This window comes from Sanguibacter sp. Z41_6 (assembly GCF_059621145.1).
On sequence record NZ_JCAQIF010000005.1, the window covers coordinates 1 to 22,426 of the forward strand.

A 22,426-nucleotide genomic window follows, 5' to 3' on the forward strand; every position below is an offset into this window, starting at 1 on the left:
CGTAACGAGCTTCGCAGTGGTGTCTGTTCCTCCCAGTCGGGCTGACGTCCAGAACATTACGTCGACATGAACGCGATGAGCAAGTCCGGGTCCGGTGACCCCCGTCACGGGTGCGCGACAGAGGCGGCGCCGAGCTCGGCGCCGTCCGCTGGCGGCTCGTCGGCGAGCGCCTGCGGCCCGTGCTCCAGCAGCACGGTGAACTGGGCCTCGTCGAGGATCCGCAACCCGAGCTCGCGGGCTTTCGTCTCCTTCGTGCCGGCGTTCTCACCGACGACGACGAAGCTCGTCTTCTTCGAGACCGACCCCGACGACTTTCCTCCACGCGCGATGATCGCCTCCTTCGCGCCGTCGCGACTGAGCCCGTCGAGCGACCCGGTGACGACGACCGTGAGGCCCTCGAGGGTGCGCTCGACCGTCTCGTCGACCTCGTCCTGCATCCGGACGCCTGCAGCCGCCCACCGCTCGACGACATCGAGGTGCCAGTTCCTCCCGCTGTCGCCCGACTCGGCGAACCACTCTCGCACGGCTCCGGCGATCGTCGGGCCGACACCTTCGGTAGCTGCGAGCTCCTCCTCGCTCGCTCCCCGGATCCTGTCCAGCGACCCGAAGGCGCCTGCGAGCGCCCGGGCCGCTGTCGGCCCCACGTGGCGGATCGACAGCGCGACGAGGACGCGCCACAGCGGCTGTGTCTTCGACTTGTCCCGCTGCTCGAAGAACTTCACGGTCGATGCCGTCGGCTTGGACGGCGTCTTGGCCGTACCCCGCGTCCAGAAGAACGGGACACGCTGCCACGTGCCCGTCGGCACACCCTTGTCCTTCTTCTCACGCCACACGTGGACGTCCGCCAGATCGTCGGCCGTGAGGTCGAAGAACCCCGCCTCGTTCTCGAGCACCGGGACCTGGCGCGGCTCCTCGGCGGTCTCCGGCCGGTTGTGCTCCGGGTCGACGAGCGCGATCGCCGCTTCCCAACCGAGAGCCTCGATGTCGAACGCACCCCTGCCGGCGAGGTGGAAGATCCGCTCCCGCAGCTGGGACGGGCACGACCGCTGGTTGGGGCAACGGATGTCGACGTCCGCCTCCTTCGCCGGCGCGAGCGGCGTGCCGCAGGAGGGGCAGTGCGTCGGCATGACGAAGGGGCGCTCCGACCCGTCCCGCAGCTCGACCACCGGCCCGACGATCTCCGGGATGACGTCACCCGCCTTGCGCAGCACGACCGTGTCCCCGATGAGCACGCCCTTGCGCGCGACCTCGCTCGCGTTGTGCAACGTCGCCATCTCCACGGTGGAGCCTGAGACGAGCACCGGCTCCATGAGCCCGAACGGCGTCACCCGACCGGTGCGGCCGACGTTCACCTGGATGTCGAGGAGCTTGGTGTTGACCTCCTCCGGCGGGTACTTGTACGCGATGGCCCACCTGGGGGCGCGGCTCGTGCTGCCGAGGCGCCGTTGCAGCGCGATCTCGTCGACCTTGAGCACGATGCCGTCGAGCTCGTGCTCGATCTCGTGGCGGTGCGCGCCGTAGTGGTCGATCATCGCCTGCGCGCCGTCGAGTCCGTCGACGACCCTCGTGTGCCCGGACACGGGGATACCCCACGAGGCGAAGAGCTCGTAGGCGTCGGACTGGCGCACCAGGGCCGGGGGCTGCGGCTGGCTCCAGCGCAGCGCGCCGACCCCGTGCGCATACATCCGCAGCGGCCGCGCGGCCGTGACGCGTGGGTCCTTCTGCCGCAGGGATCCGGCGGCAGCGTTGCGGGGGTTCGCAAACGGCGCTCGCCCGGCGGCGACCTGGGCCTCGTTGAGAGCGGCGAACTGGTCGACGAGCATGAACACCTCGCCGCGGATCTCGATGAGCGCGGGGTGCGTCGCGGGGTCTCCCCCGAGCCGCTGCGGGATGCTCTCGATGGTGCGGGCGTTGAGGGTCACGTCCTCCCCCGTGCGGCCGTCCCCCCGGGTGACCGCGCGCACGAGACGTCCGTCCTCGTAGACGAGCGAGATGGCGAGGCCGTCGATCTTCACCTCGCAGAGGTAGTGCACGTCCGTCGTGCCGATCTCCCGGTGCACCCGCTCCGCCCATGCAGCGAGGTCCTCGGTGTTGAACGCGTTGTCGAGGCTGAGCATGCGCTCGATGTGGTCGACGGCGGTGAACTCCGTCGAGAAGGTCCCACCGACCCGCTGGGTCGGTGAGTCGGGCACGCGCAGGTCCGGGTGCTCGGCCTCGAGCGCCGCGAGCGCCTGCAGCAGCGCGTCGTACTCGGCGTCGGACACCGTCGGGGCGTCCCGTACGTAGTACGCGAACTGGTGGGCCTCGATCTGCTCGGCGAGGTCCTTCCACCGCGAGCGGGCGTCGCTCAGCCCGGGTGAGGCCTCCAAGTCGGTCTGGGGGGCATCCCCGGGCGGGATGGTCGACGAGATCCGATCGGCGTCCTGTGTCATGTCGCTCACCGGTACATCATCGCGTGGGGCGCCCACATCGCGCGCCCCGGTACCGGCTCTGGGCAGGATGCCCGACTCCCGCGCGCCCCGTCCCCATCGACCGGAGCGACCGGGCGTCGGTCCCACCTCGTAGGGTGGGCGCCATGAGCACCGAGCACGACATCCCCCTCTCCGACCACCACGGCGCCACGGCGCCGCAGAACGCGCAGCCGCAGTCCGTCGAGGGCCTTCCCGGACCTTCCGGACCCGGTGGCGCGGACCCGTACCTGTGGCTCGAGGACGTCGACGGCGACGAGGCGCTCGCCTGGGTGCGCGCACGCAACGCGGAGACCGACGGCTCGCTCGCGGCGACGCCAGCGTTCGCACGCACCCGCGACGCGATCGCCGAGGTCCTCGACTCGGCGGAGAAGATTCCCGGAGTCTCGAAGATCGGTGACTTCTACTACAACTTCTGGAAGGACGCGGACCACCCTCGCGGGCTGTGGCGTCGTACGACGCCCGCGGACTACCGGTCCGAGGACCCACGGTGGGAGACGGTGCTCGATCTTGACGCCCTCGCCGAGGCGGAGGGCGAGAGCTGGGTGTGGCACGGTGCGAGCGTGCTCCCGCCCGAACGCCGGCGGGCCCTCGTCGACCTCTCGCGCGGCGGCTCGGACGCCGACGTGACGCGCGAGCTCGACCTCGAGACCCTCGAGCTCGTCCCGCCGGAGCGCGGCGGGTTCTACCGGCCGGAGTCGAAGGGTGGTCTCTCGTGGATCGACGACGACACCGTGTACGCCTACACGGACGTCGGCCCGGGGTCGCTCACCCCGTCCGGTTATCCGCGGACCGTACGGCGGTGGCGCAGGGGCACGCCGCTCGAGTCGGCCGAGCTCGTCTACGAGGGCGAGCCCGACGACATGTACATCCACGCCTACCGGAGCCACACCCCCGGGTTCGTCCGTGACTTCGTCGAACGGTCTGTCGCGTTCTACGACTCCGAGCTGTTCCTCGTCGACGGTGAGGACCTCGTGCGCGTCGAGGTCCCGCGGTCCGCAGAGGTCACCGTGCACCGCGAGTGGATGCTGATCGAGCTCCGTGAGGAGTGGGAGACCGCTGGCCGCGCGTATGCACCCGGGTCGCTGCTCGCCGCGCGGTTCGACGCGTTCCTCGCGGGGGACGCCACGCTGGAACCGGTCTTCGTCCCCACCGCGACGACCTCGCTCGCCGGCGCGACGTGGACCCGGAACCACCTCGTGCTCAACATCCTCGACGACGTGCAGAACCGGCTGGTCGTCCTCACCCCGCCAGCAGGAGGCGCGACCGGGGAGTGGCAGCGCGAACCCCTGCGCGGTGCACCCGAGCTTGCCGCGGTCTCGGTGTCCGCGGTCGAGCGCGACGAGAGCGACGACCTGTGGCTCGTCTCCACCGGTTACCTCACGCCCACGACCCTCTCCTTCGTGACGGTCGGCGAGGACCCCGAGCCCCTCAAGACCTCGCCCGCCTTCTTCGACGCGTCAGGCCTCGTCGTCGAGCAGCACTTCGCCACGTCCGACGACGGCACCAGGGTCCCGTACTTCGTCGTGCGCCCGGCGGACCTCCCGCTCGACGGCTCCGCCCCGACGCTGCTCTACGGGTACGGCGGGTTCGAGATCTCGTTGACGCCCGGGTACTCGGGCACCCTCGGGCGCGCGTGGCTCGCGGACGGTGGGGTCTACGTCGTCGCCAACATCCGGGGCGGAGGCGAGTACGGGCCGCGCTGGCACCAGCTCGCGCTCAAGGAGAACCGGCACCGTGCGTACGAGGACTTCGCCTCCGTCGCACGCGACCTCGTCGCTCGCGGCGTGACGTCGCCCGCCCACCTCGGCGTGCAGGGTGGCTCCAACGGCGGCCTCCTCACCGGGAACATGCTCACCCAGTACCCAGAGCTCTTCGGTGCCGTCGTCATCCAGGTCCCGCTCCTCGACATGGCGCGCTACTCCCACCTGCTCGCCGGCGCGTCGTGGATGGCCGAGTACGGCGATCCGGACGACCCTGACCAGTGGGCGTTCATCCGCACGTTCTCGCCGTACCACCTCGTCGATGCGCGTCGGGCATACCCGCCGGTGCTGCTCACGACATCGACCCGCGACGACAGGGTGCACCCCGGTCACGCGAGGAAGATGGCCGCGCACCTGCTCGCGACCGGCAAGGACGTCACGTACTACGAGAACATCGAGGGAGGCCACGGCGGAGCGGCGAACAACGCACAGGCCGCGTACATGTCCGCCCTCGCGTATCGCTTCCTGCGTGAGCGGCTCGCCTGACAGGCCGTCAGGGCTGGGGATCTCGGGCGTCGTACGCGAGGAACCGCGGTTGGAGGCGGACGAGCGCGACCACGACGACGATGCAGGCCAGCCCACCCACGACGGCGGCCCAGCCCTCACCCCACCACGAGGACTGCGCCCCGAGGACGAGGTCCCCCAGGCGTGGGCCGCCCGCGACGACGACGATGAAGATGCCCTGGAGCCTGCCCCGCATCGCGTCCGGGGTCGCCGCCTGCAGGATGGTCTGACGGAAGACGGCACTGACTGCGTCCGCGGCACCGCACAGGGCGAGCATGACCGCCGCTGCGACGAGCGCGCCGACGAGCACCGAGTCGGGGGAGGTGCGTCCTGCCAGGACCAGGACAGCCCCGAACCCGGCCACCGCCAGTCCCCACGCCACGATCGCCCACACGACGACGAGGCCCTGCCGGTGGACGCGCGTGAGTCCGCCCGAGAAGAGCCCCGCCAGGAGACCGCCGACGGCGAGCGCCGCCGTGAGCATCCCCGTGGTCGTCTCACCACCACCGATGATGACCACCCCCACCGCAGGGAACAGCACGCGTGGCATCGCGAGGATCATCGCCGCGAGGTCGAGGAGGAACGTCATCCGGACGTTCGGTCGCGTCGCCAGGTAGCGCAGGCCCTCCAGCACCGCCTCCAGCCCGACGCGGCGTCCGCCGGACGGAGCGGCACCGGCGTCCACCCCGGCGTCGTCGCCGTGCGCCGCGGTACCGCCGGCGCCGCGTCCGGCCCGGACCGGGGCGCGCTCGGGAGGCATGTCCGGCAACCGCAGGATCGCCCAGAGGGCTGCGGTGAAGCAGACGGCGTCGATCGTGTACACCACCGCGTAGTCCCAGGTGGCGACGAGCAACGCAGCCGCGAGCGGTCCTGCGGTGAGAGCCACGTTCCACGTGATCGTCATGAGTGCGTTCGCCGCTGGCAGGTGCCGGGCATCCAGCAACCGCGGGATGATCGCGGAGCGCGCCGGGTTGTTCACGGCGAACCCGGCTGACTGCAGGGCCACCAGCCCGTAGAGGACCCCGACAGACTCCACGCCGGCCCATGCCTGGGCCGCGAGCACGATGGTCGTGAGCCAGAGCACCGTCGATGCCCCGAGCGCGACGCGGCGCCGGTCGTAGGCGTCCACCAGGGCCCCGCCGTAGAGGCCGAGCACGACGAGCGGGACGAGAGCACAGATGCCCAGCACACCCACCGCGAGGGTGGACCCCGTGAGCGCGTAGACCTGGAGACCGACCGCGACGACCGTGAGCTGGGTGCCGAAGTTCGACACCCCCAGGCCCCACCACAGGTGGCGGAACGGCGGGGAGACGCGCAGAGGTGTGGTGTCAGCGAGCAGTCGGGGCACCCAGGGATGGTAGTCGGGCGGCACCCGGAGCGCTCGGTCGGTCGCGCCGCGTGCGCCCCGTCCGTCGCCCCGCGTGCGCCGTCAGCTGGCCCTGCCCTCATCGCTAGCTCGCGGCGTGCTCCGCGAGCATCGCGCCGGCCCGGACGAGCGAGCTCAGCTCGCCCCGCGCATCCTGCGCGCTGCCGGCGCCGACCGGTCCCCGGGTGAGGGATCCCGCCGCTGCAGCCACGTCGTCGGACCCGACGAGCACGACGCCGTCGAGCCCCGAGGCGGGGAGCCCCATCCGCAGCCACGGGACGCGGACGACGTCGACGAGGCTGCCGATGTCAGCCCCGGCACACTGCGACACGGTGGGACGCGGGAGACCCGCCCAGAAACCCGTACCGCCCTCGACGGCGCGCGCCACGCTCTCCCAGCCGCGCTCGTTCCACCCGGCCGACACGGGTGCGAGGCTCATCCCCACCGCATCAGCGCCCGAGAGGACGGCTGCCTCGATACCGACCCAGGCCGAACCGAGGTGCACGACGCTCGCCGCACCAGCCCCCCGGAGGGTGTCGAGGAAAGGACGAAGGCATTCGACGAGCTCCGGTCCCGCGACCGCACGGAGCCTCGAGTACCCGGAGAAGGTGGGCAGGACACCGGCCGCGACCTGACCGAGCAGCGTCTCGACCACCTGCACGGTCACCTCCGCGCCCGGGACCTGGGAGCGCAGGGCCGCGAGATGTTCCGCGACCCCCGCCGCGAGCGACAGCCCGAGCTCACGGACCGCCCCGCGGTCGGAGAGCACGCGGTCACCCCGCGCGAGGTAGAGGGTCGCCGCGAGGGTCCACGGCCCGGTGACCTGGACGGTGAGCGGGCCGCGGTAGCCGTACCCGGCGACCGCGAGGGTGTCGAGGTCCTCCCTGAGGAACGCTCGCGCGCGATCGAGGTCCATGCCGGGTGCGTCGCTGAGCCGCCACCCGTGCGGGCCGAGCTCGACCGGCATGTCCACGAGCAGCGCGTTGCTCCGACCCACCGGGTCCGCTCCCGGACCCCTGGCTGCCAGGACCGGGAGGAAGGGCACGCCCTGCACACCGTAGGGAGTGTCCGCGAGGGTCCCGAGCACGCTCGTCTGGGCTTCGAGGACGTCGGTGCCGGGCCACGGGCCACGGCCGCTCACTCCGGTCACGAGGCGCGCACCCGGGCCCGCGTCGCCGAGACGACGGTCGACTGACCGAGCACCCGGGTGCCTGCGTAGACGACGAGCGACTGCCCGGCAGCGACCCCCCGCAGGGTGGCCCCGACGAGCTCGACCTCCATCCCCGGCGCCTGACCGGGGTCACCCGCAACGGTGCGCGCACGTGCGGGCACCGGGTCTCCGTGGGCCCGCACCTGGACCTCGACGTCCAGCCACCCGCCCGGCCCGGGCACGACATCGGCGGCGAGCCACACGGTCTGGTCGCCCACGATGCGGTCCACCGTGAGGAGCTCCGCCGGTCCGACGACGACGGTCCGCGTCGCCGGCTGCACGTCGAGCACGTAGCGCGGCCGGCCGTCCGCGGCCGGGCGGCCGAGCGCCAGTCCCTTGCGCTGTCCCACGGTGTACGCGTACGCGCCGTCGTGCTCCCCCAGGACTGCGCCGTCAGCATCGACGATCGGACCGGGCTGCGAGCCCAGCCGCTCTCGGAGGTACCCCTGCGTGTCGCCGTCCGCGACGAAGCAGATGTCGTAGGAGTCCGGCTTCGCGGACACGCTCAGCCCCCGTGCCGCGGCCTCCGCGCGGACCTCGTCCTTCGTGGCGAAGCCGCCCAGCGGGAAGATCGCCCGCGAGAGGCGGTCGGGCCCCATCACGGCCAGCACGTACGACTGGTCCTTCGTCACGTTCGGCGACCGGTGGAGCTCCCTGACGGACGTGCCGTCCGGGAGCAGTCGATCGACGGCACGCGCGTAGTGGCCGGTCGCCACCGCGTCGAACCCCAGGGCCTGCGCCTTGTCGAGCAGGGCATCGAACTTGATGTGCTCGTTACACCGCACGCACGGGTTGGGCGTGCGCCCGGCTGCGTACTCGGACAAGAAGTCCGCGACCACCGTGTCCTCGAACCTCTCCGACAGGTCCCACACGTAGTAGGGGATGCCGAGGATGTCCGCTGCGCGTCGGGCGTCGCCGGCGTCCTCGATGGAGCAGCACCCCCGGGAGCCCGTCCGGAACTGGTTGCGGTTGCGGGACAGGGCCATGTGGACGCCGACGACGTCGTGCCCGGCCTCGACCGCGAGCGCGGCGGCCACCGCGGAGTCCACCCCGCCGGACATCGCTGCCAGGACCCTCATGCTCCAGCCTCCGCGCGGTTCCCCGAGGTGCGGGGACGGCCGACGACGGCCCGCGCGGACGCAAGGCCGGCTGCCCGCGCGCGAGCGACGACGTCGGGCAGGACCTCGAGGAGGAGGTCGACGTCCGCGTCCGTCGAGGTGTGCCCCAGCGAGAACCGCAGAGCGCCGCGCGCATCCTCCTCCTGCACACCCATCGCGAGCAGGACGTGCGAGGGCTGGGGCACGCCCGCCTGGCACGCGGACCCCGTGGAGACCTGGACCCCCGCAGAGTCGAGCAGGTACAGCAGGGAGTCCCCCTCGCAGCCGGCGAAGGTGAAGTGGGCGTTGCTCGGGAGACGACCGGCCGTGCCGAGGGCCGGGCCGCGGAGCGTGGCTCCGGGTACCGTCGCCAGCACACCCTTGACGAGCCGGTCCCGCAGGGCTGCGAGCCGCTCCTGCCGGGCCTGCACGGTGCTCGTCGCCTCGGTGAGAGCGACCGCGAACGCGCGGATCGCGGCAGCGTCCAGGGTGCCGGAACGCACGGCCCGCTCCTGGCCACCTCCATGGAGGACGGGCGTGAGGTCGAGGGCGCGGCGGGCGAGGAGCGCGCCGACCCCCACCGGTCCCCCGAGCTTGTGCGCGGTGACCGTCATCGCGTCCAGACCGCTCGCCCCGAAGTCGACGGGCAGGTGCCCCGCCGCCTGTACGGCGTCGCTGTGCACGGGGATGCCGTGCTCGCGCGCCGCGGCAACGACCTCGGCGACCGGCTGCACGGTCCCGACCTCGTTGTTCGCCCACATGACGCTGATGAGGGCGGTCTCGTCGGCGTGCTCAGCGAGCTCGGCGCGCAGCGCAGCGACGTCGAGACGACCTTCGGCATCCACGTCGAGAAGGACGATCTCCGCTCCGGCATGCTCGGCCATCCAGAACGCGGGGTCGAGCACGGCATGGTGCTCGACGGCCGAGACGAGGATGCGCCGCCGCTCCGGCCGGGCGACGCGGCGTGACCAGAACAGCCCCTTGACCGCGAGGTTGTCCGCCTCGGTCCCCCCACCGGTGAAGATCACCTCGCTGGGGCGCGCCCCGAGCGCTGCCGCGACCTGCTCCCGGGACTCCTCCACCACGCGGCGAGCCGCTCGCCCCGCGGCGTGCAGCGACGACGCGTTGCCGGTCGACTGCAGCTGCTCGGTCAACGCGGCGACGGCCGCCGCAGACATCGGCGTGGTCGCGGCGTGGTCGAGGTAGGCGTCACGGGAAGGGCTCACGGTGCACAAGTCTACGAGCCGCTCCCGTCGGGGACGCTCAGCTCTTCTTGTGCTCCCGGATCGCCTCGGCGGCCTGCGGCAGCACGTCGGCGAGGTCGCCCACGACCCCGAAGTCCGCGATCTCGAAGATCGGGGAGTCCGGGTCGTTGTTCACGGCGATGATCACGCCGGACGCCTGCATGCCGCCGCGGTGGTGCGGTGCGCCGGAGATGCCCGCACCGATGTAGACGCGCGGCGCGATCGTCACGCCGGTCTGGCCGATCTGCGCGTCGTGGTCGATCCACCCCTCGTCGACAGCGTCGCGGGTCGCTCCCACAGCGGCACCGAGGGCGTCCGCGAGGTCCTCCACGGGCCCGAAGTCGCCGAGCGTCCCGCGTCCGCCGGCGACGACGTACGCGGCCTCGGCGAGAGCGGGGCGACCGTGGCCGGCACCGGCGGGCTCGTGCTCGGTGCGGGACACGAGCACGGCGGCGGTCGCTGCTGGCGTCGGCTCCACGACGAAGCGCTCGACCTGGACCTCGCTGGAGGCGTCCGACGGGGCCGCGACGACCGCGTTGGCGCGGACCGTGAAGACCGCGAGCGGTGTGACGACCTCGCACACGACGTCCCACGAGCCGGCGAAGACACGCTTGCTGCCCACGTAGCGGCCCTCGTCACGCCCGACCGAGGTCACGTCGAGCACGAGGCCGGCCCCGGTCGTCAGGGCGAGACGAGCCGCGACCTCCCTGTTCTGGAAGGACGAGGAGAGCAGCACGACGGCCGGCGAGCTCGCTCCGACAGCCGCTACCAGAGCCTCGGCCGCCACCGGCGTGAGGTGCTCGCTGCCCTCGGCGACTCCCACGAGGTCGGCGACGAGCAACCGCGAGACGCCGTACGCGGCCAGCTCCTCGAGCGTCCGGTCGGACGGCTCGACGAGCGCGACCGCCGTCGTCTCGCCGAGCTCACGTGCTGCGGTGAGCAGCTCGAGCGCTGGTGAGCGCAACCCCTGCGCGGGGGTGTCCAGGAGGACGAGCACGCCAGGTCGGGTGCCGGTGGGGTGTGTCATGGTCGGTGCGTTCCTCACGGGTCAGACGAGATCGTTGCGGACGAGGTACTCGGCGAGCGCCAGGCCGCCCTCGCCCTTGTCCGTCACCAGCTCGACAGGATTGCGAGGCGGGCGCGGAACGCTGGAGACGACGCGAGCGCGGGCGGCCGGGGTCCCGACCGACGCCGCATCGAGCCCGACGGCTGCAAGGTCCCACTCCGTGATGGGAGTGGTGCGAGCCGCCATGATGAGCTTGAAGTTGGGGTACCGCGGGGTGTTGACGTGATCGGTGACGCTGACGACCGCGGGCAGCGGCGCCGTGAGGACCTCCGTCACACCGTCGAGCTCCCGGGAGATCTCGACCTGGCCGTGCTCCACGGACAGTCGACCGGCGAGCGTGAGCTGTGGAAGACCGAGCTCCGCGGAGAGCAGCGCAGGCACCACGGATCCGAGGCCGTCGAGGGCAGCCATGCCGGTGATGACGAGGTCGACGGGCTTCTCCCTGCCGATCGTCCGGATCGCTGCGGCGATGACACGCGCCGTCCCGAACACGTCGGACCCCTCGATGGCGGGGTCCGTCACCCGGATGCCCGTGGGCACACCGAGCTGGAAGGCCTTGCGGATCGCGGCGTCGGACTGCGCCGTGCCGACCGTCAGCGCGATCACCTCGCTGTCGGCCCGCTCGTCCTCGTCGAGCGCCTCGACGAGCTGGAGCGCAGCCTCGAGCGCGTTCTCGTCGAGCTCGTTGAGGGTCCCGTCCTCCGCGCTCCGCACCACCGTCCCCGCGTCGGAGAACCGTCGATCCGAGTGGATATCTGGGACATGCTTGACTGGGACGACGATCCTCATGACCACGGCTCTCTTTCCATCGCGACAATCCGCATGCAGCCTACAGCGCTGCCGATGCGGCGAGACGAAGCGTCCCGCCTGCACCTTCGACCCACGATCGGCGTGAGAAAACTCCATGAACCACCACCACCCGGCCCCCCGGTCCACACACGGAGCCGTCCCGCCCCTCGGCGTCCACCCAGACGCGTCCGGCGTGCGCGTGGCTGTGCTCGCCTCCCACGCGACCGGCGTCGACCTGTGCCTCATCGACCCCGTCGAGCCGAGCGCCGCCCCCGACGGTCCGCGCTTCACCGAGCGCAGGGTCTCCCTCGTCGAGCATAGCTACGGCGTCTGGCACGGGTACGTCCCGGGCGTCCGCGAGGGCCAGCGGTACGGGTTCCGCACGTACGGCCCCTGGGACCCCGCGGCCGGGATGCGGCACAACCCCGCGAAGCTGCTCGTCGACCCCTACGCACGAGGCATCACGGGCCAGCTGGACTTCGGCCCCGTGAGCTACGGTCACGTCACCGAGCCCGGAGCGCTCCCCGGAACCGTCACCGGGGACCCGTTCGGTCCCGCCGACGATCGCGACTCGCTCGCACACGTGCCCCACTCCGTCGTCGTCGGTCCGCGGGACCACCACCCGCCCGTGCGGCGCCCCCACGTCCCGTGGCGGGACACGGTCGTCTACGAGGCGCACGTCCGCGGGCTCACCCGGACCCTCGAGGCCGTGCCCGAGCACCTGCGCGGGACGTACGCCGGGATGGCACATCCCGCGACGATCGCGCACCTCACCACGCTCGGCATCACGACCCTCGAGCTCCTGCCGATCCACGCGTTCGTCGACGAGCCGCACCTCGTCGCGAAGGGCCTGACCAACTACTGGGGGTACAACACCCTCGGGTTCTTCGCGCCGCACGAGGCGTACGCCACGAAGCAGTCACGTGACGCCGGGCCGGCTGCCGTGCTCGACGAGGTGCGCGGCATGGTGCACCTCCTCCACGAGGCCGGCATCGAGGTGCTGCTCGACGTCGTCTACAACCACACGTGCGAGGGCGGCGAGCCGGGCCAGCACCTCAGCTGGCGGGGCCTCGACAACTCCGCGTACTACCTGCACGACGGCGGCTCCCCGCTGCACCTCGCCGACGTCACCGGCTGCGGCAACTCGCTCGACTTCCGCAAGCCGCGCGTCGTGCAGATGGCGCTCGACTCCCTGCGGTACTGGGCCGAGGAGGTCGGTGTCGACGGGTTCCGGTTCGACCTCGCCGTGACCCTCGGGCGGGACAGCTCAGGATTCACCTCGAACCACCCCTTCCTCGTCGCACTGCAGACGGACCCGGTGATCAACCAGCTCAAGCTCGTCGCGGAGCCGTGGGACATCGGCCTCGGTGGCTGGCAGACCGGACACTTCCCTGCGCCCATGGCTGAGTGGAACGACCGGTTCCGCAACGCGGTGCGCTCCTTCTGGCTGTCCGACCCTGCCCAGGCAGCCCACGGCCGCCCGGGTCACGGGATCCGCGAGCTCGCCACCCGCCTCGCCGGGTCCGCCGACCTCTTCGGGCACAGCGACCCGCCCCTCGTGCGCGGGCCGGTGGCGTCCGTCAACTACGTGACCGCGCACGACGGCTTCACGATGGCGGACCTCGTCGCGTACGACCACAAGCACAACCTCGCGAACGGCGAGAACGGGCGGGACGGCAGCGACGACAACCGCTCGTGGAACCACGGGCTCGAGGGACCGGTGGCCACCGGCACGGCGGGGATGGAGATCGCTCCGCTCAGACGCAGGTCCGTCCGCAACCTCATGGCCATGCTCCTGCTGTCGGCCGGCACCCCGATGATCACGGCCGGGGACGAGATGGGACGCACCCAGCGCGGCAACAACAACGCCTACTGCCAGGACAACGAGCTGTCCTGGGTGAACTGGGACCTCTCCCCGTGGCGCAAGGACCTCCTCGAGACCACCCGGTACCTCCTCGCGCTGCGGCGCGAGCACCCGGCGCTGCGCGTCGAGGACTTCTTCCTGGGTCACCCGCGGCCGCAGGACGAGCCCACGCAACCGGACCTCGCGTGGTACGACGCCGCGGGTGAGCCCGTGAGTCACGAGCAGTGGCACGACCCGCACGTGCGGGTCGTGCAGATGCTCCGCCGGGGCCGGCCCGCGCCGCGCGTCGGAGAGAGCGAGCCGCACGTCCTGCTCGTCGTCAACGGGACGCTCGACCCCGTGACGGTCTCCGTGGCCGGGCGTGGCAACAGCGACCGCGACTGGTCGCTCGTGTGGGACAGCGGCTGGGAGAACCCGGCGGAGCGCTCCGGGACGGGCGACGAGCCGGACGCGGCCCTGGCTGCGGGCACCGAGGTGCGGCTCGAACCGCTGAGCCTGCACGTGTACGTCGCCCACGAGATCCGCGCCGAGGGCTGACAGCCGGCGCGATCCGCTGGTGACGATCCGCTGGTGACGATCCGCACAGCACGACGCCGGGCCGGGAGCGATGCTCCCCGGCCCGGCGTCGTGCTCTCTGCGGGCGCGTCCCCCGCTCAGCGGAGGGCAGCCTGTCGGTCAGGCGTTGGCGACGAGACCCAGCTCGGCGACGTTCGCCAGACCGTCGTGCTTGGGCACGATACGGACCGTGTAGCCGAAGGGACCCGACGCGTCGAGGACGACGTCACCGCCGAACGCGTACCGCCCGTCCTCGTACGTCTCGAGGACGTGGAGCGGCTCCGTGACGAACGACGACATCTCGTCGCTCTCGGAGACCTTGCCGTGGACGACCTGGACCTCGACGTCCTCGGGGCGCAGCGCGCCCAGGGAGACGTACGCGCGCACCGCGAGACGGTCACCGACCTGCGGCGCCTCGCCCAGGCCCGCCGACTCGACGTGGTCGACCCGGACGCCGCTCCAGTCGGCACGTACCGTCTCCTTCCAGCGCGCCAGGTCCTTCGCACCCGCGTATCCCTGACCGTGCAGGGCACGCCCGGCCCACGCCGCGGGGGCGTACAGGCGGGTGACGTAGTCCGCGACCATGCGCGTCGCCTGGACCTTCGGGCCCAGTGTCGCGAGCGTGTGCCGCACCTGCTGCATCCAGTGCTGCGGCACACCGTCCGCTCCGCGGTCGTAGAACCGGGCAGCGACCTGCGACTCGATGAGGTCGTAGAGCGCAGCGGCCTCGAGGTCGTCGCGACGGTCGGCGTCCTCGACCCCGTCGGCCGTCGGGATGGCCCACCCGTTCTCACCGTCGAACCACTCGTCCCACCATCCGTCGAGGATGGAGAGGTTGAGCCCGCCGTTGAGCGCGGCCTTCATGCCCGACGTCCCGCAGGCCTCCAGAGGACGCAGCGGGTTGTTGAGCCACACGTCGCATCCCGGGTAGAGCGTCTGCGCCATCCCGATGTCGTAGTTCGGGAGGAAGACGATGCGGTGGCGCACAGCAGGGTCGTCGGTGAACCGGACGAGCTGTTGGATGAGCCGCTTGCCCTGGTCGTCCGCGGGGTGGGACTTGCCGGCGATGATCAGCTGGACCGGCCGTTCGGGGTGCAGGAGCAGCGCGCGGAGCCGGTCGGGGTCGCGGAGCATGAGGGTGAGCCGCTTGTACGTCGGCACCCGACGTGCGAACCCGATGGTCAGGACGTCGGGCGACAACGCCTCGTCGATCCAGCCGAGCTCCGCCGGGCTCGCGCCGCGCTTGCGCCACGACTTGCGCAGGCGGACCCGGGCGTCGTCGACGGTCTGCGAGCGCAGGTCACGACGCACCCGCCACAGCTCGGCGTCACTGATGGCGTCGCTCCGCAGCCACCCTGCACCCGACTCCAGCTCGGACTGGTCCAACCGCGCCGCGGCGAGCTCGCTCAGACGTCGGTCCACCCACGTCGGTGCGTGGACGCCGTTGGTCACCGAGGTGATCGGCACCTCCGTCGGGTCGAACCCGTGCCACAGGCCGTTGAACATCCCCCGGGAGACCTCGCCGTGGAGGATGGAGACGCCGTTCGCACGGCCACCCAGGCGCAGCCCCATGACCGCCATGTTGAAGACCGTCGGGTCGCCGCCCGCGTAGTCCTCCGCACCGAGCCGCAGGATTCGCTCCAGCGGGACGCCGGGGATCTCGTTGGCCCCGCCGAAGTACTGGCTGATGGTGTCGATGCCGAACCGGTCGATACCAGCCGGGACGGGCGTGTGCGTCGTGAAGACGGTCGCTGACCGGACCGCCTCGAGCGCCTCGTCGTAGGTGAGCCCGTGCGTGTTGACGAGCTCAGCGATCCGCTCCACGCCGAGGAACCCGGCGTGCCCCTCGTTGGTGTGGTAGACCTCCGGCTCGGGGGCTCCGGTCAGGCGCGACCACAGGCGCAGCGCCCGGACACCGCCCACGCCGAGCAGCAGCTCCTGCTGCAGACGGTGCTCGCCACCGCCACCGTAGAGACGGTCCGTGACCTTGCGCGCCTGCTCGTCGTTCTCGGGGATGTTGGAGTCGAGGAGGAGCAGCGGGACGCGGCCGACGGCGGCGACCCAGACGTGCGCGTGGAGGGTGCGGCCGCCAGGCAGAGCGATGCTCACCTTCGCGGGTAGACCGTCGTCCTCACGCAGGAGCGTGATCGGCAGGCCGTCCGGGTCGAGCAGGGGGTACTCCTCGACCTGCCACCCGTCGGCGGTCAACGACTGGACGAAGTAGCCGGCGCCGTAGAGCAGACCGACGCCGGTGATCGGCACGCCGAGGTCCGAGGCGCTCTTGAGGTGGTCGCCGGCGAGGATGCCGAGTCCGCCGGAGTACTGCGGCAGGACCTTCGTGATGCCGAACTCCGGAGAGAAGTAGGCGATCGCCTGCGGGAGGTCCTCACCCTCGCCCTGGTACCAGCGCGGCGCGGTGAGGTACTCGCGCAGGTCCGCCGTCTCGGTCCGGACCCGCTCCACGAGGTTCGCGTCCGACGCGAGGACGGCGAGCTTGTCCGGGGACAGCGCACCGAGGAGCGCGACCGGGTCCTCCTTCACCTCCCGCCACAGGATGGGGTCGAGGCTCTCGAACAGGTCCCTGGTGGACGGGTGCCACGACCAGCGCAGGTTGTGCGCGAGCTCGTCAAGGTCCTGGAGGACGGCGGGGAGAACGGTGCGGACGGTGAATCTACGAATGGCTTTCACTCGACCGACACTAGTCAGGATCGACCGTCAGCACACCCTTTTCGGACGAAGTCGTTCTTCGAGTGTCCGCGCGCGCGCCGAGTCTGTAGGTTCGGGCATGTGACCACTCAACCCTCCCCGAAGACTTCCGGGAAGACGCCGGCCACGCCGGCCCCCGCCCCCGTCTCCGCCAGCCGACCCGCAGCCGCCACGAGCAGCACAGGGACGCCGCCGGAGCCCATGACCGCTGTCGAGCAGGTGGAACCCGCGGCGCCTGCACCGCGCACACGGCGAGCGCGGACCACGACGGCGGCCGCGGCAGGCGCGACGACCGCGAGGGCGAAGACGAGGACGACGACGGCGGCTGCATCGTCGTCGTCGCCCGCGACCGCGACGGCAAAAGCAAAAGCGAAGGTCACCGCGGCGGCGAAGAAGACGCTGGCCTCGCGCACCGCACCCACCCGCTCCACCGCCAGCGCACCGGTCGAGCTCATCGGGCGCATCCCGGTCCTCGACGTCGCTCCCGTGGTGGACGCCGGCCGGTGGCCGGCCAAGGCCGCCGTGGGCGAGGTCGTGCCCGTCGAGGCCACGGTGTTCCGCGAGGGCCACGACGCCGTGGGCGCGACCGCGGTGCTCGTCGCGCCGGACGGCACCGAGCGCACCGTCCGGATGGTCGACATCGCCCCCGGTCTCGACCGGTACCGCGGCGAGCTCGTCCCGGACGCCCCGGGACGGTGGTCCCTGCGCGTCGAGGGCTGGTCGGACCCGTACGGGACCTGGGAGCACGACGCGACGATCAAGATCCTCGCGGGCATCGACGTCGACCTCATGCTCGCGGAGGGCGCCGCGCTCTTCGCGCGGGCCGCCGCGCGGCCAGACATCGCGCCTGCTGACGCCGCGGCCCTGCTGTCCGTCGTCACGGCGCTCGAGGACACCTCCCGCCCGCCCACGGCACGCCTCGCCGTCGCCACGTCGCCCGAGGTCCACGAGGTGCTCGCACGCAACCCGCTGCGGGACATGGTCTCCGCGTCGGAGTCCTACCCGCTCGTCGTCGACCGGCCCCTCGCCCTCGCAGGGGCCTGGTACGAGTTCTTCCCCCGTTCCGAGGGCGCGCGGTACGACGAGCTCACCCAGCGATGGGTCTCAGGCACCTTCGAGACCGCCGCCGAGCGACTCCCGGCGATCGCCGCCATGGGCTTCGACGTCGTCTACCTCACCCCGATCCACCCCATCGGCACGACGAACCGCAAGGGCCGCAACAACACCCTCACCACGGTCGAGGGCGACCCGGGGTCGCCCTACGGGATCGGCTCCGCCGAGGGTGGGCACGACGCCATCCACCCGGAGCTGGGCACGTTCGAGGAGTTCGACCGCTTCGTGGCCCGGTCCCGCGAGCTCGGGATGGAGGTCGCGCTCGACGTGGCGCTCCAGTGCTCCCCCGACCACCCGTGGGTCACCGAGCACCCGGAGTGGTTCACCACCCGGATCGACGGGACGATCGCCTACGCCGAGAACCCGCCGAAGAAGTACCAGGACATCTACCCCCTGAACTTCGACAACGACCCCGAGGGGATCTACCAGGAGATCCTGCGGGTGCTCACCGTGTGGATGGACCACGGCGTCACCGCGTTCCGGGTCGACAACCCGCACACCAAGCCCTTGTGGTTCTGGGAGCGGCTCCTGGGTGAGATCCGCTCGACCAACCCGGACGTCGTGTTCCTGTCCGAGGCGTTCACCCGCCCCGCGATGATGCACACCCTCGCCAAGATCGGGTTCCACCAGTCCTACACGTACTTCACGTGGCGCAACACGAAGGAAGAGCTCGAGGAGTACCTCACCGAGGTGTCCGGCCCGTCCGGGTCGTACATGCGCCCGAGCTTCTGGCCGACCACCCACGACATCCTCCCGCCGTACCTCCAGCACGGGGGCGTCGCTGCCTTCGCGATCCGCGCCGTGCTCGCGGCCACCGGGTCACCCACGTGGGGGATCTACTCCGGGTACGAGCTCGCGGAGCGTGTGCCGCGGCCCGGCGTCGAGGAGCAGATCGACAACGAGAAGTACGAGTTCAAGCAGCGTGACTGGTCGCTCGCACCCGAGATCGGCATCTCGACCCTGCTCACGCGGCTCAACGAGATCCGGCGCGAGCACCCCAGCCTGCGACAGCTGCGCAACCTCACCGTGCATCCCACGACCGACGACTCGATCCTCGCCTTCTCGTCGCACCTGAGCGCCGAGCACTCGCCCACAGGCGAGGCGGACACCGTCATCACCGTGGTGAACCTCGATCCCCACGCCACGCGCGCCGGATTCGTCTCCTTCGACCTCGAGGCGCTCGGACTCCCCGCGCGGAGCGATTCGCAGGACACCGTCTTCGGTGCGCGCGACCTGCTCACCGGAGCCACCTACGCTTGGGGTGCTCAGGCATTCGTCCAGCTCGACCCGTACGCCAACTGCGCGCACATCATCCACGTGAGGCCTCTTTGACGACCCGCCGCTCCACCCCCCCGCCCACCGCACCGATCCCCCTCGGAGCCCTTCCGCAGAAGCACCAGCCCACCGCGCCCGGAGGTGGGACGAGCGATCACCCCGACGAGGTCCACCTCCGCGCGCGAGGGCTCTCCGACGACCCCGAGTGGTTCAAGACCGCCGTCTTCTACGAGGTGATCATCCGCGCGTTCTCGGACTCGACCGGCGCGGGCTCCGGTGACATCCGCGGGCTCATCCAGCGACTGGACTACCTCCAGTGGCTGGGCATCGACTGCCTGTGGCTCCCCCCGTTCTTCCCCTCACCGCTGCGCGACGGGGGGTACGACGTCGCGGACTACACGGCCATCTCCCCCCAGTACGGGGCGATCAGCGACTTCACCGAGCTCATCGAGGAGGCCCACGCCCGAGGGATCCGCGTGGTCATCGACCTCGTCATGAACCACACGAGCGACGAGCACCCGTGGTTCCAGTCCTCCCGCTCGGACCCTGAGGGCCCCTACGGCGACTACTACGTGTGGAGCGACGACAACACGAGGTACCCCGACGCCCGCATCATCTTCGTCGACACGGAGACCTCGAACTGGACGTTCGACCCCGTCCGCCGGCAGTACTTCTGGCACCGGTTCTTCTCCCACCAGCCCGACCTCAACTTCGAGAACCCACGGGTCGTCGAGGCGATGATGGACGTCGCGCGGTTCTGGTGCCAGGTCGGTGTCGACGGGTTCCGGCTCGATGCGGTGCCGTACCTCTTCGAGTCCGAGGGCACCAACTGCGAGAACCTGCCGGAGACCCACACGTTCCTCCGGGACCTCCGCAAGATGATCGACACGGAGTTCCCCGGGCGGATCATGCTCGCCGAGGCGAACCAGTGGCCCGAGGAGGTCGTGCAGTACTACGGCACCGAGGAGGAGCCGGAGTGCCACATGTGCTTCCACTTCCCCGTGATGCCCCGGATCTTCTACGCGATCAAGGACCAGCGCGCCAAGCAGATCGTCGACATCCTCGCGGACACCCCGGCCATCCCGGCCGGCGCCCAGTGGGGCACCTTCCTGCGCAACCACGACGAGCTCACGCTCGAGATGGTCTCGACGGAGGAGCGCGCCTCGATGTACGGGTGGTACGCCCCCGATCCGCGCATGCGGGCGAACATCGGGATCCGTCGACGGTTGGCGCCGCTGCTCGACAACTCCCGCAAGGAGATCGAGCTCGCGCACGCTCTGCTGCTGTCCCTGCCGGGGAGCCCGTGCCTGTACTACGGGGACGAGATCGGTATGGGTGACAACATCTGGCTGCCCGACCGCGATGCCGTGCGAACCCCGATGCAGTGGACCCCGGACCGCAACTCCGGCTTCTCCACCGCGGACCACGGCAAGCTCTACCTGCCGGTGATCCAGTCGCTCGTGCACAACTACCAGACCGTCAACGTCGAGGCTCAGTGGGCCCAGCCCACCTCCTTGCTGCACTGGGTGCACGGCATGCTCAAGGTCCGCCGTCAGCACCCGGCCTTCGGCACGGGGTCCTTCGTGCCCCTGGCGGCGGACAACGAGGCCGTGCTCGCATTCCTCCGGGTGAGCGCTGACGAGACGCTGCTGTGTGTCACGAACCTCGCAGCCACGGCACGCTCGGTGCGGGTGCGCCTGCCAGGACTCGAGGGCGCGGCGCTCACGGATGTCTTCGGCGGGTCCGACCTCGGCACGGTGAGCGGCAGCGGGGATCTCGTGATGACATTGGGCTCGCGGGACTTCTACTGGCTCAGCGTCACCCCGGCCGGCACACCGGCCGCGGGCGATGGACCATCGGATTCCGAGTGACGGGAGCAATCAGGCACCCGCTCGACGCATGGACGGGGTGTGGCGGTGTTGGCGCGTGAGGGTGAACAAGGTCTGGTGACGACGGCTGAGGGCGCTGACGACGGTGTCCTCGGTGCGCTGCGCGAGTGGTTGCCGGGTCGCCGGTGGTACCCGGCGAAGGGCGCGCAGGCGCGGGTGACCTCGACGACGCGCATCCCGCTGCCCGCTCCGACGGGGTCCGCCGGGACCGTGGAGGTGTTCGTCGAGATCGTCCGCGCCCAGGACCCGGCGGGCGGGATCGACGTGACCCTGCAGGTCCCGGTCGTGCTCGAGCGACGCTCGGAGAGCGTCGTGCTCGAGCGTCCCGACTCCGCGCGGGCGCCCGGGTACATCGCCACCGTCCCTGGTGGTGACCTTTTCGACGGCGTGCAGCACCCCGCCTTCTGGGGAGCATGGTTGGACTCGGCCGTGTGGGCCGACGGGACGGCGCCCGTCGAGCGTCCCTACGACTTCTCCGGCGCCCACGTCCTCAAGGTCGAGCAGTCCAACAGCTCGGTCCTCCTCCCGCGGATCGCCGGAGGGTCGATGCTCAAGGTCCTGCGGTCGCTCTCGCCGGGCGACAACCCGGACATCACGGTGCCGCTCGCCCTCACCCGCGTGGGATGGCACGGGGTCCCGGAGCCGTACGCGTGGCAGGAGGTCGTCGTGGCCCCCGACGCGCCCGGGTCCGCCGAGCACGCCGACGGGGGCACCCGGCCCGCGCCGTGGCGCGCGCACGCCGGTGTCCTCGCCGAGCTCGTCCCGCAGGCGACGGACGGCTTCGTCCTCGCCTGCGAGTTCGCTGCCGACGACCGCCCGTTCAACAGCCCTGCCCGGGAGCTCGGGACGCAGGTCGCGCAGATGCACAGTGCGCTGCGCCGGGCGTTCCCGGACGAGGTGGAGCCCGCGGACCCCGAATGGCTCCTCAACGCCCTCCGCCGGCGGGTGCGTTCGGCAGCGGCGTCGAGCGCCGCCGTCCGCGAGCGCGCAGCAGACATCGAGACCTTCCTCCAGCGGCTCCGGGAGGTCGCCGACGAGGCGCTCGCCCAGGGACGCCCGCTCCCTCCCGTCCAGCGCATCCACGGTGACCTGCACCTCGGGCAGGCGCTGTACAGCCCGCAGAAGGGGTGGCGGATCCTCGACTTCGAGGGCGAGCCCCTGCGACCGATGGGCGAGCGCACGCGGCCGGACCTCGGCGAGCGCGACGTCGCCGGGATGCTCCGGTCGTTCGACTACGCCGCCGCCGTCGGTGGCGCCGGGTCGTCGGAATGGGCACGGTCGGCCCGCCGCGCCTTCCTCGAGGGGTACACCGGGTACCTCTCCGTCCCCGGCGCCCTCGGGTTCGGCCGGCCCCCGTCGCTGGCGGACCGTGTGCTCATCCGGGACGCCTTCGAGCTCGACAAGGCGCTCTACGAGGTCGTGTACGAGGAGCGCAACCGACCCGACTGGATCTCGATCCCGCTTGCAGCGATCGATCGGATCCTCGACCGGGTCGTGGCCGCGTGACCAGGCAGGAC

Annotated in this window: 14 protein-coding genes; 5 read left to right on the forward strand and 9 right to left on the reverse strand. The window is 71.5% G+C overall.

The window, feature by feature from the left end; all coding sequences use genetic code 11:
* Positions 1-104: 104 nt before the first annotated feature.
* On the reverse strand, positions 105-2,468 hold the full coding sequence (gene ligA / locus AC54T1_RS11905; protein WP_496912078.1) for an NAD-dependent DNA ligase LigA: 2,364 nt from the start codon (positions 2,466-2,468) through the stop codon (positions 105-107).
* A 107-nt stretch (positions 2,469-2,575) separates the two neighbouring features.
* Here ligA and AC54T1_RS11910 point away from each other — a divergent pair, with 107 nt between their 5' ends.
* Positions 2,576-4,717 (forward strand): prolyl oligopeptidase family serine peptidase, encoded by a 2,142-nt coding sequence (locus AC54T1_RS11910; protein WP_496912079.1) that lies wholly within the window; start codon positions 2,576-2,578, stop codon positions 4,715-4,717.
* A 7-nt stretch (positions 4,718-4,724) separates the two neighbouring features.
* Here the strand turns inward: AC54T1_RS11910 and AC54T1_RS11915 are convergent, their stop codons facing one another.
* The 6 genes from AC54T1_RS11915 to AC54T1_RS11940 form a co-directional block, all read right to left on the reverse strand.
* Positions 4,725-6,083: an MFS transporter gene (locus AC54T1_RS11915; protein ID WP_484346047.1), complete on the reverse strand. Its 1,359-nt coding sequence runs from the start codon at positions 6,081-6,083 to the stop codon at positions 4,725-4,727.
* A 103-nt stretch (positions 6,084-6,186) separates the two neighbouring features.
* Positions 6,187-7,251, reverse strand: a complete 1,065-nt coding sequence (locus tag AC54T1_RS11920) for a uroporphyrinogen decarboxylase/cobalamine-independent methonine synthase family protein (protein ID WP_496912080.1) — start codon at positions 7,249-7,251, stop codon at positions 6,187-6,189.
* Positions 7,248-8,390, reverse strand: a complete 1,143-nt coding sequence (mnmA, locus tag AC54T1_RS11925) for a tRNA 2-thiouridine(34) synthase MnmA (RefSeq protein WP_484346045.1) — start codon at positions 8,388-8,390, stop codon at positions 7,248-7,250. The genes AC54T1_RS11920 and mnmA overlap by 4 nt, the downstream gene beginning before the upstream one ends.
* Positions 8,387-9,634 (reverse strand): cysteine desulfurase family protein, encoded by a 1,248-nt coding sequence (locus AC54T1_RS11930; protein WP_496912081.1) that lies wholly within the window; start codon positions 9,632-9,634, stop codon positions 8,387-8,389. Before AC54T1_RS11930 ends, mnmA begins: the two co-directional genes overlap by 4 nt.
* Before the next feature lie 37 nt (positions 9,635-9,671).
* The gene (locus AC54T1_RS11935; RefSeq protein ID WP_496912082.1) at positions 9,672-10,679 is read right to left on the reverse strand and encodes an electron transfer flavoprotein subunit alpha/FixB family protein; all 1,008 of its coding nucleotides are present in this window, start codon (positions 10,677-10,679) and stop codon (positions 9,672-9,674) included.
* Positions 10,680-10,700: 21 nt separating this feature from the next.
* Positions 10,701-11,507, reverse strand: a complete 807-nt coding sequence (locus tag AC54T1_RS11940; protein ID WP_496912083.1) for an electron transfer flavoprotein subunit beta/FixA family protein — start codon at positions 11,505-11,507, stop codon at positions 10,701-10,703.
* A 115-nt stretch (positions 11,508-11,622) separates the two neighbouring features.
* Between AC54T1_RS11940 and glgX the strand changes: the two genes are divergently transcribed.
* On the forward strand, positions 11,623-13,908 hold the full coding sequence (glgX, locus tag AC54T1_RS11945; RefSeq protein ID WP_496912084.1) for a glycogen debranching protein GlgX: 2,286 nt from the start codon (positions 11,623-11,625) through the stop codon (positions 13,906-13,908).
* 138 nt (positions 13,909-14,046) lie between these two features.
* On the opposite strand, the gene glgP is transcribed toward glgX, so the two are convergent.
* Together glgP and AC54T1_RS11955 are read right to left on the reverse strand one after the other, a co-directional pair.
* The gene (gene glgP / locus AC54T1_RS11950; protein ID WP_484346040.1) at positions 14,047-16,614 is read right to left on the reverse strand and encodes an alpha-glucan family phosphorylase; all 2,568 of its coding nucleotides are present in this window, start codon (positions 16,612-16,614) and stop codon (positions 14,047-14,049) included.
* A gap of 107 nt (positions 16,615-16,721) precedes the next feature.
* Entirely contained in the window at positions 16,722-17,087 is a 366-nt protein-coding gene (locus tag AC54T1_RS11955; RefSeq protein WP_496912164.1) for a hypothetical protein, read from the reverse strand.
* Between the two features lie 7 nt (positions 17,088-17,094).
* On the opposite strand from AC54T1_RS11955, the gene AC54T1_RS11960 reads away from it, so the two are divergent.
* The 3 genes from AC54T1_RS11960 to AC54T1_RS11970 all read left to right on the forward strand — a co-directional run bounded on the left by AC54T1_RS11960 (position 17,095) and on the right by AC54T1_RS11970 (position 22,415).
* Positions 17,095-19,077, forward strand: a complete 1,983-nt coding sequence (locus AC54T1_RS11960; RefSeq protein WP_496912160.1) for an alpha-1,4-glucan--maltose-1-phosphate maltosyltransferase — start codon at positions 17,095-17,097, stop codon at positions 19,075-19,077.
* Entirely contained in the window at positions 19,074-20,891 is a 1,818-nt protein-coding gene (treS, locus tag AC54T1_RS11965; protein ID WP_496912085.1) for a maltose alpha-D-glucosyltransferase, read from the forward strand. The genes AC54T1_RS11960 and treS overlap by 4 nt, the downstream gene beginning before the upstream one ends.
* A gap of 75 nt (positions 20,892-20,966) precedes the next feature.
* Positions 20,967-22,415, forward strand: a complete 1,449-nt coding sequence (locus AC54T1_RS11970; protein WP_484346038.1) for a maltokinase N-terminal cap-like domain-containing protein — start codon at positions 20,967-20,969, stop codon at positions 22,413-22,415.
* The last annotated feature ends 11 nt before the right edge of the window (positions 22,416-22,426 follow it).

Excerpts from the sequence above, each read along its gene's own strand:
- AC54T1_RS11910 (WP_496912079.1), top strand. The coding sequence starts at position 2,576 with ATGAGCACCGAGCACGACATCCCCCTCTCCGACCACCACGGCGCCACG.
- mnmA (WP_484346045.1), bottom strand. The coding sequence starts at position 8,390 with ATGAGGGTCCTGGCAGCGATGTCCGGCGGGGTGGACTCCGCGGTGGCC.
- AC54T1_RS11935 (WP_496912082.1), bottom strand. The coding sequence starts at position 10,679 with ATGACACACCCCACCGGCACCCGACCTGGCGTGCTCGTCCTCCTGGAC.
- AC54T1_RS11940 (WP_496912083.1), bottom strand. The coding sequence starts at position 11,507 with ATGAGGATCGTCGTCCCAGTCAAGCATGTCCCAGATATCCACTCGGAT.
- glgX (WP_496912084.1), top strand. The coding sequence starts at position 11,623 with ATGAACCACCACCACCCGGCCCCCCGGTCCACACACGGAGCCGTCCCG.
- AC54T1_RS11955 (WP_496912164.1), bottom strand. The coding sequence starts at position 17,087 with ATGAGCTCGACCGGTGCGCTGGCGGTGGAGCGGGTGGGTGCGGTGCGC.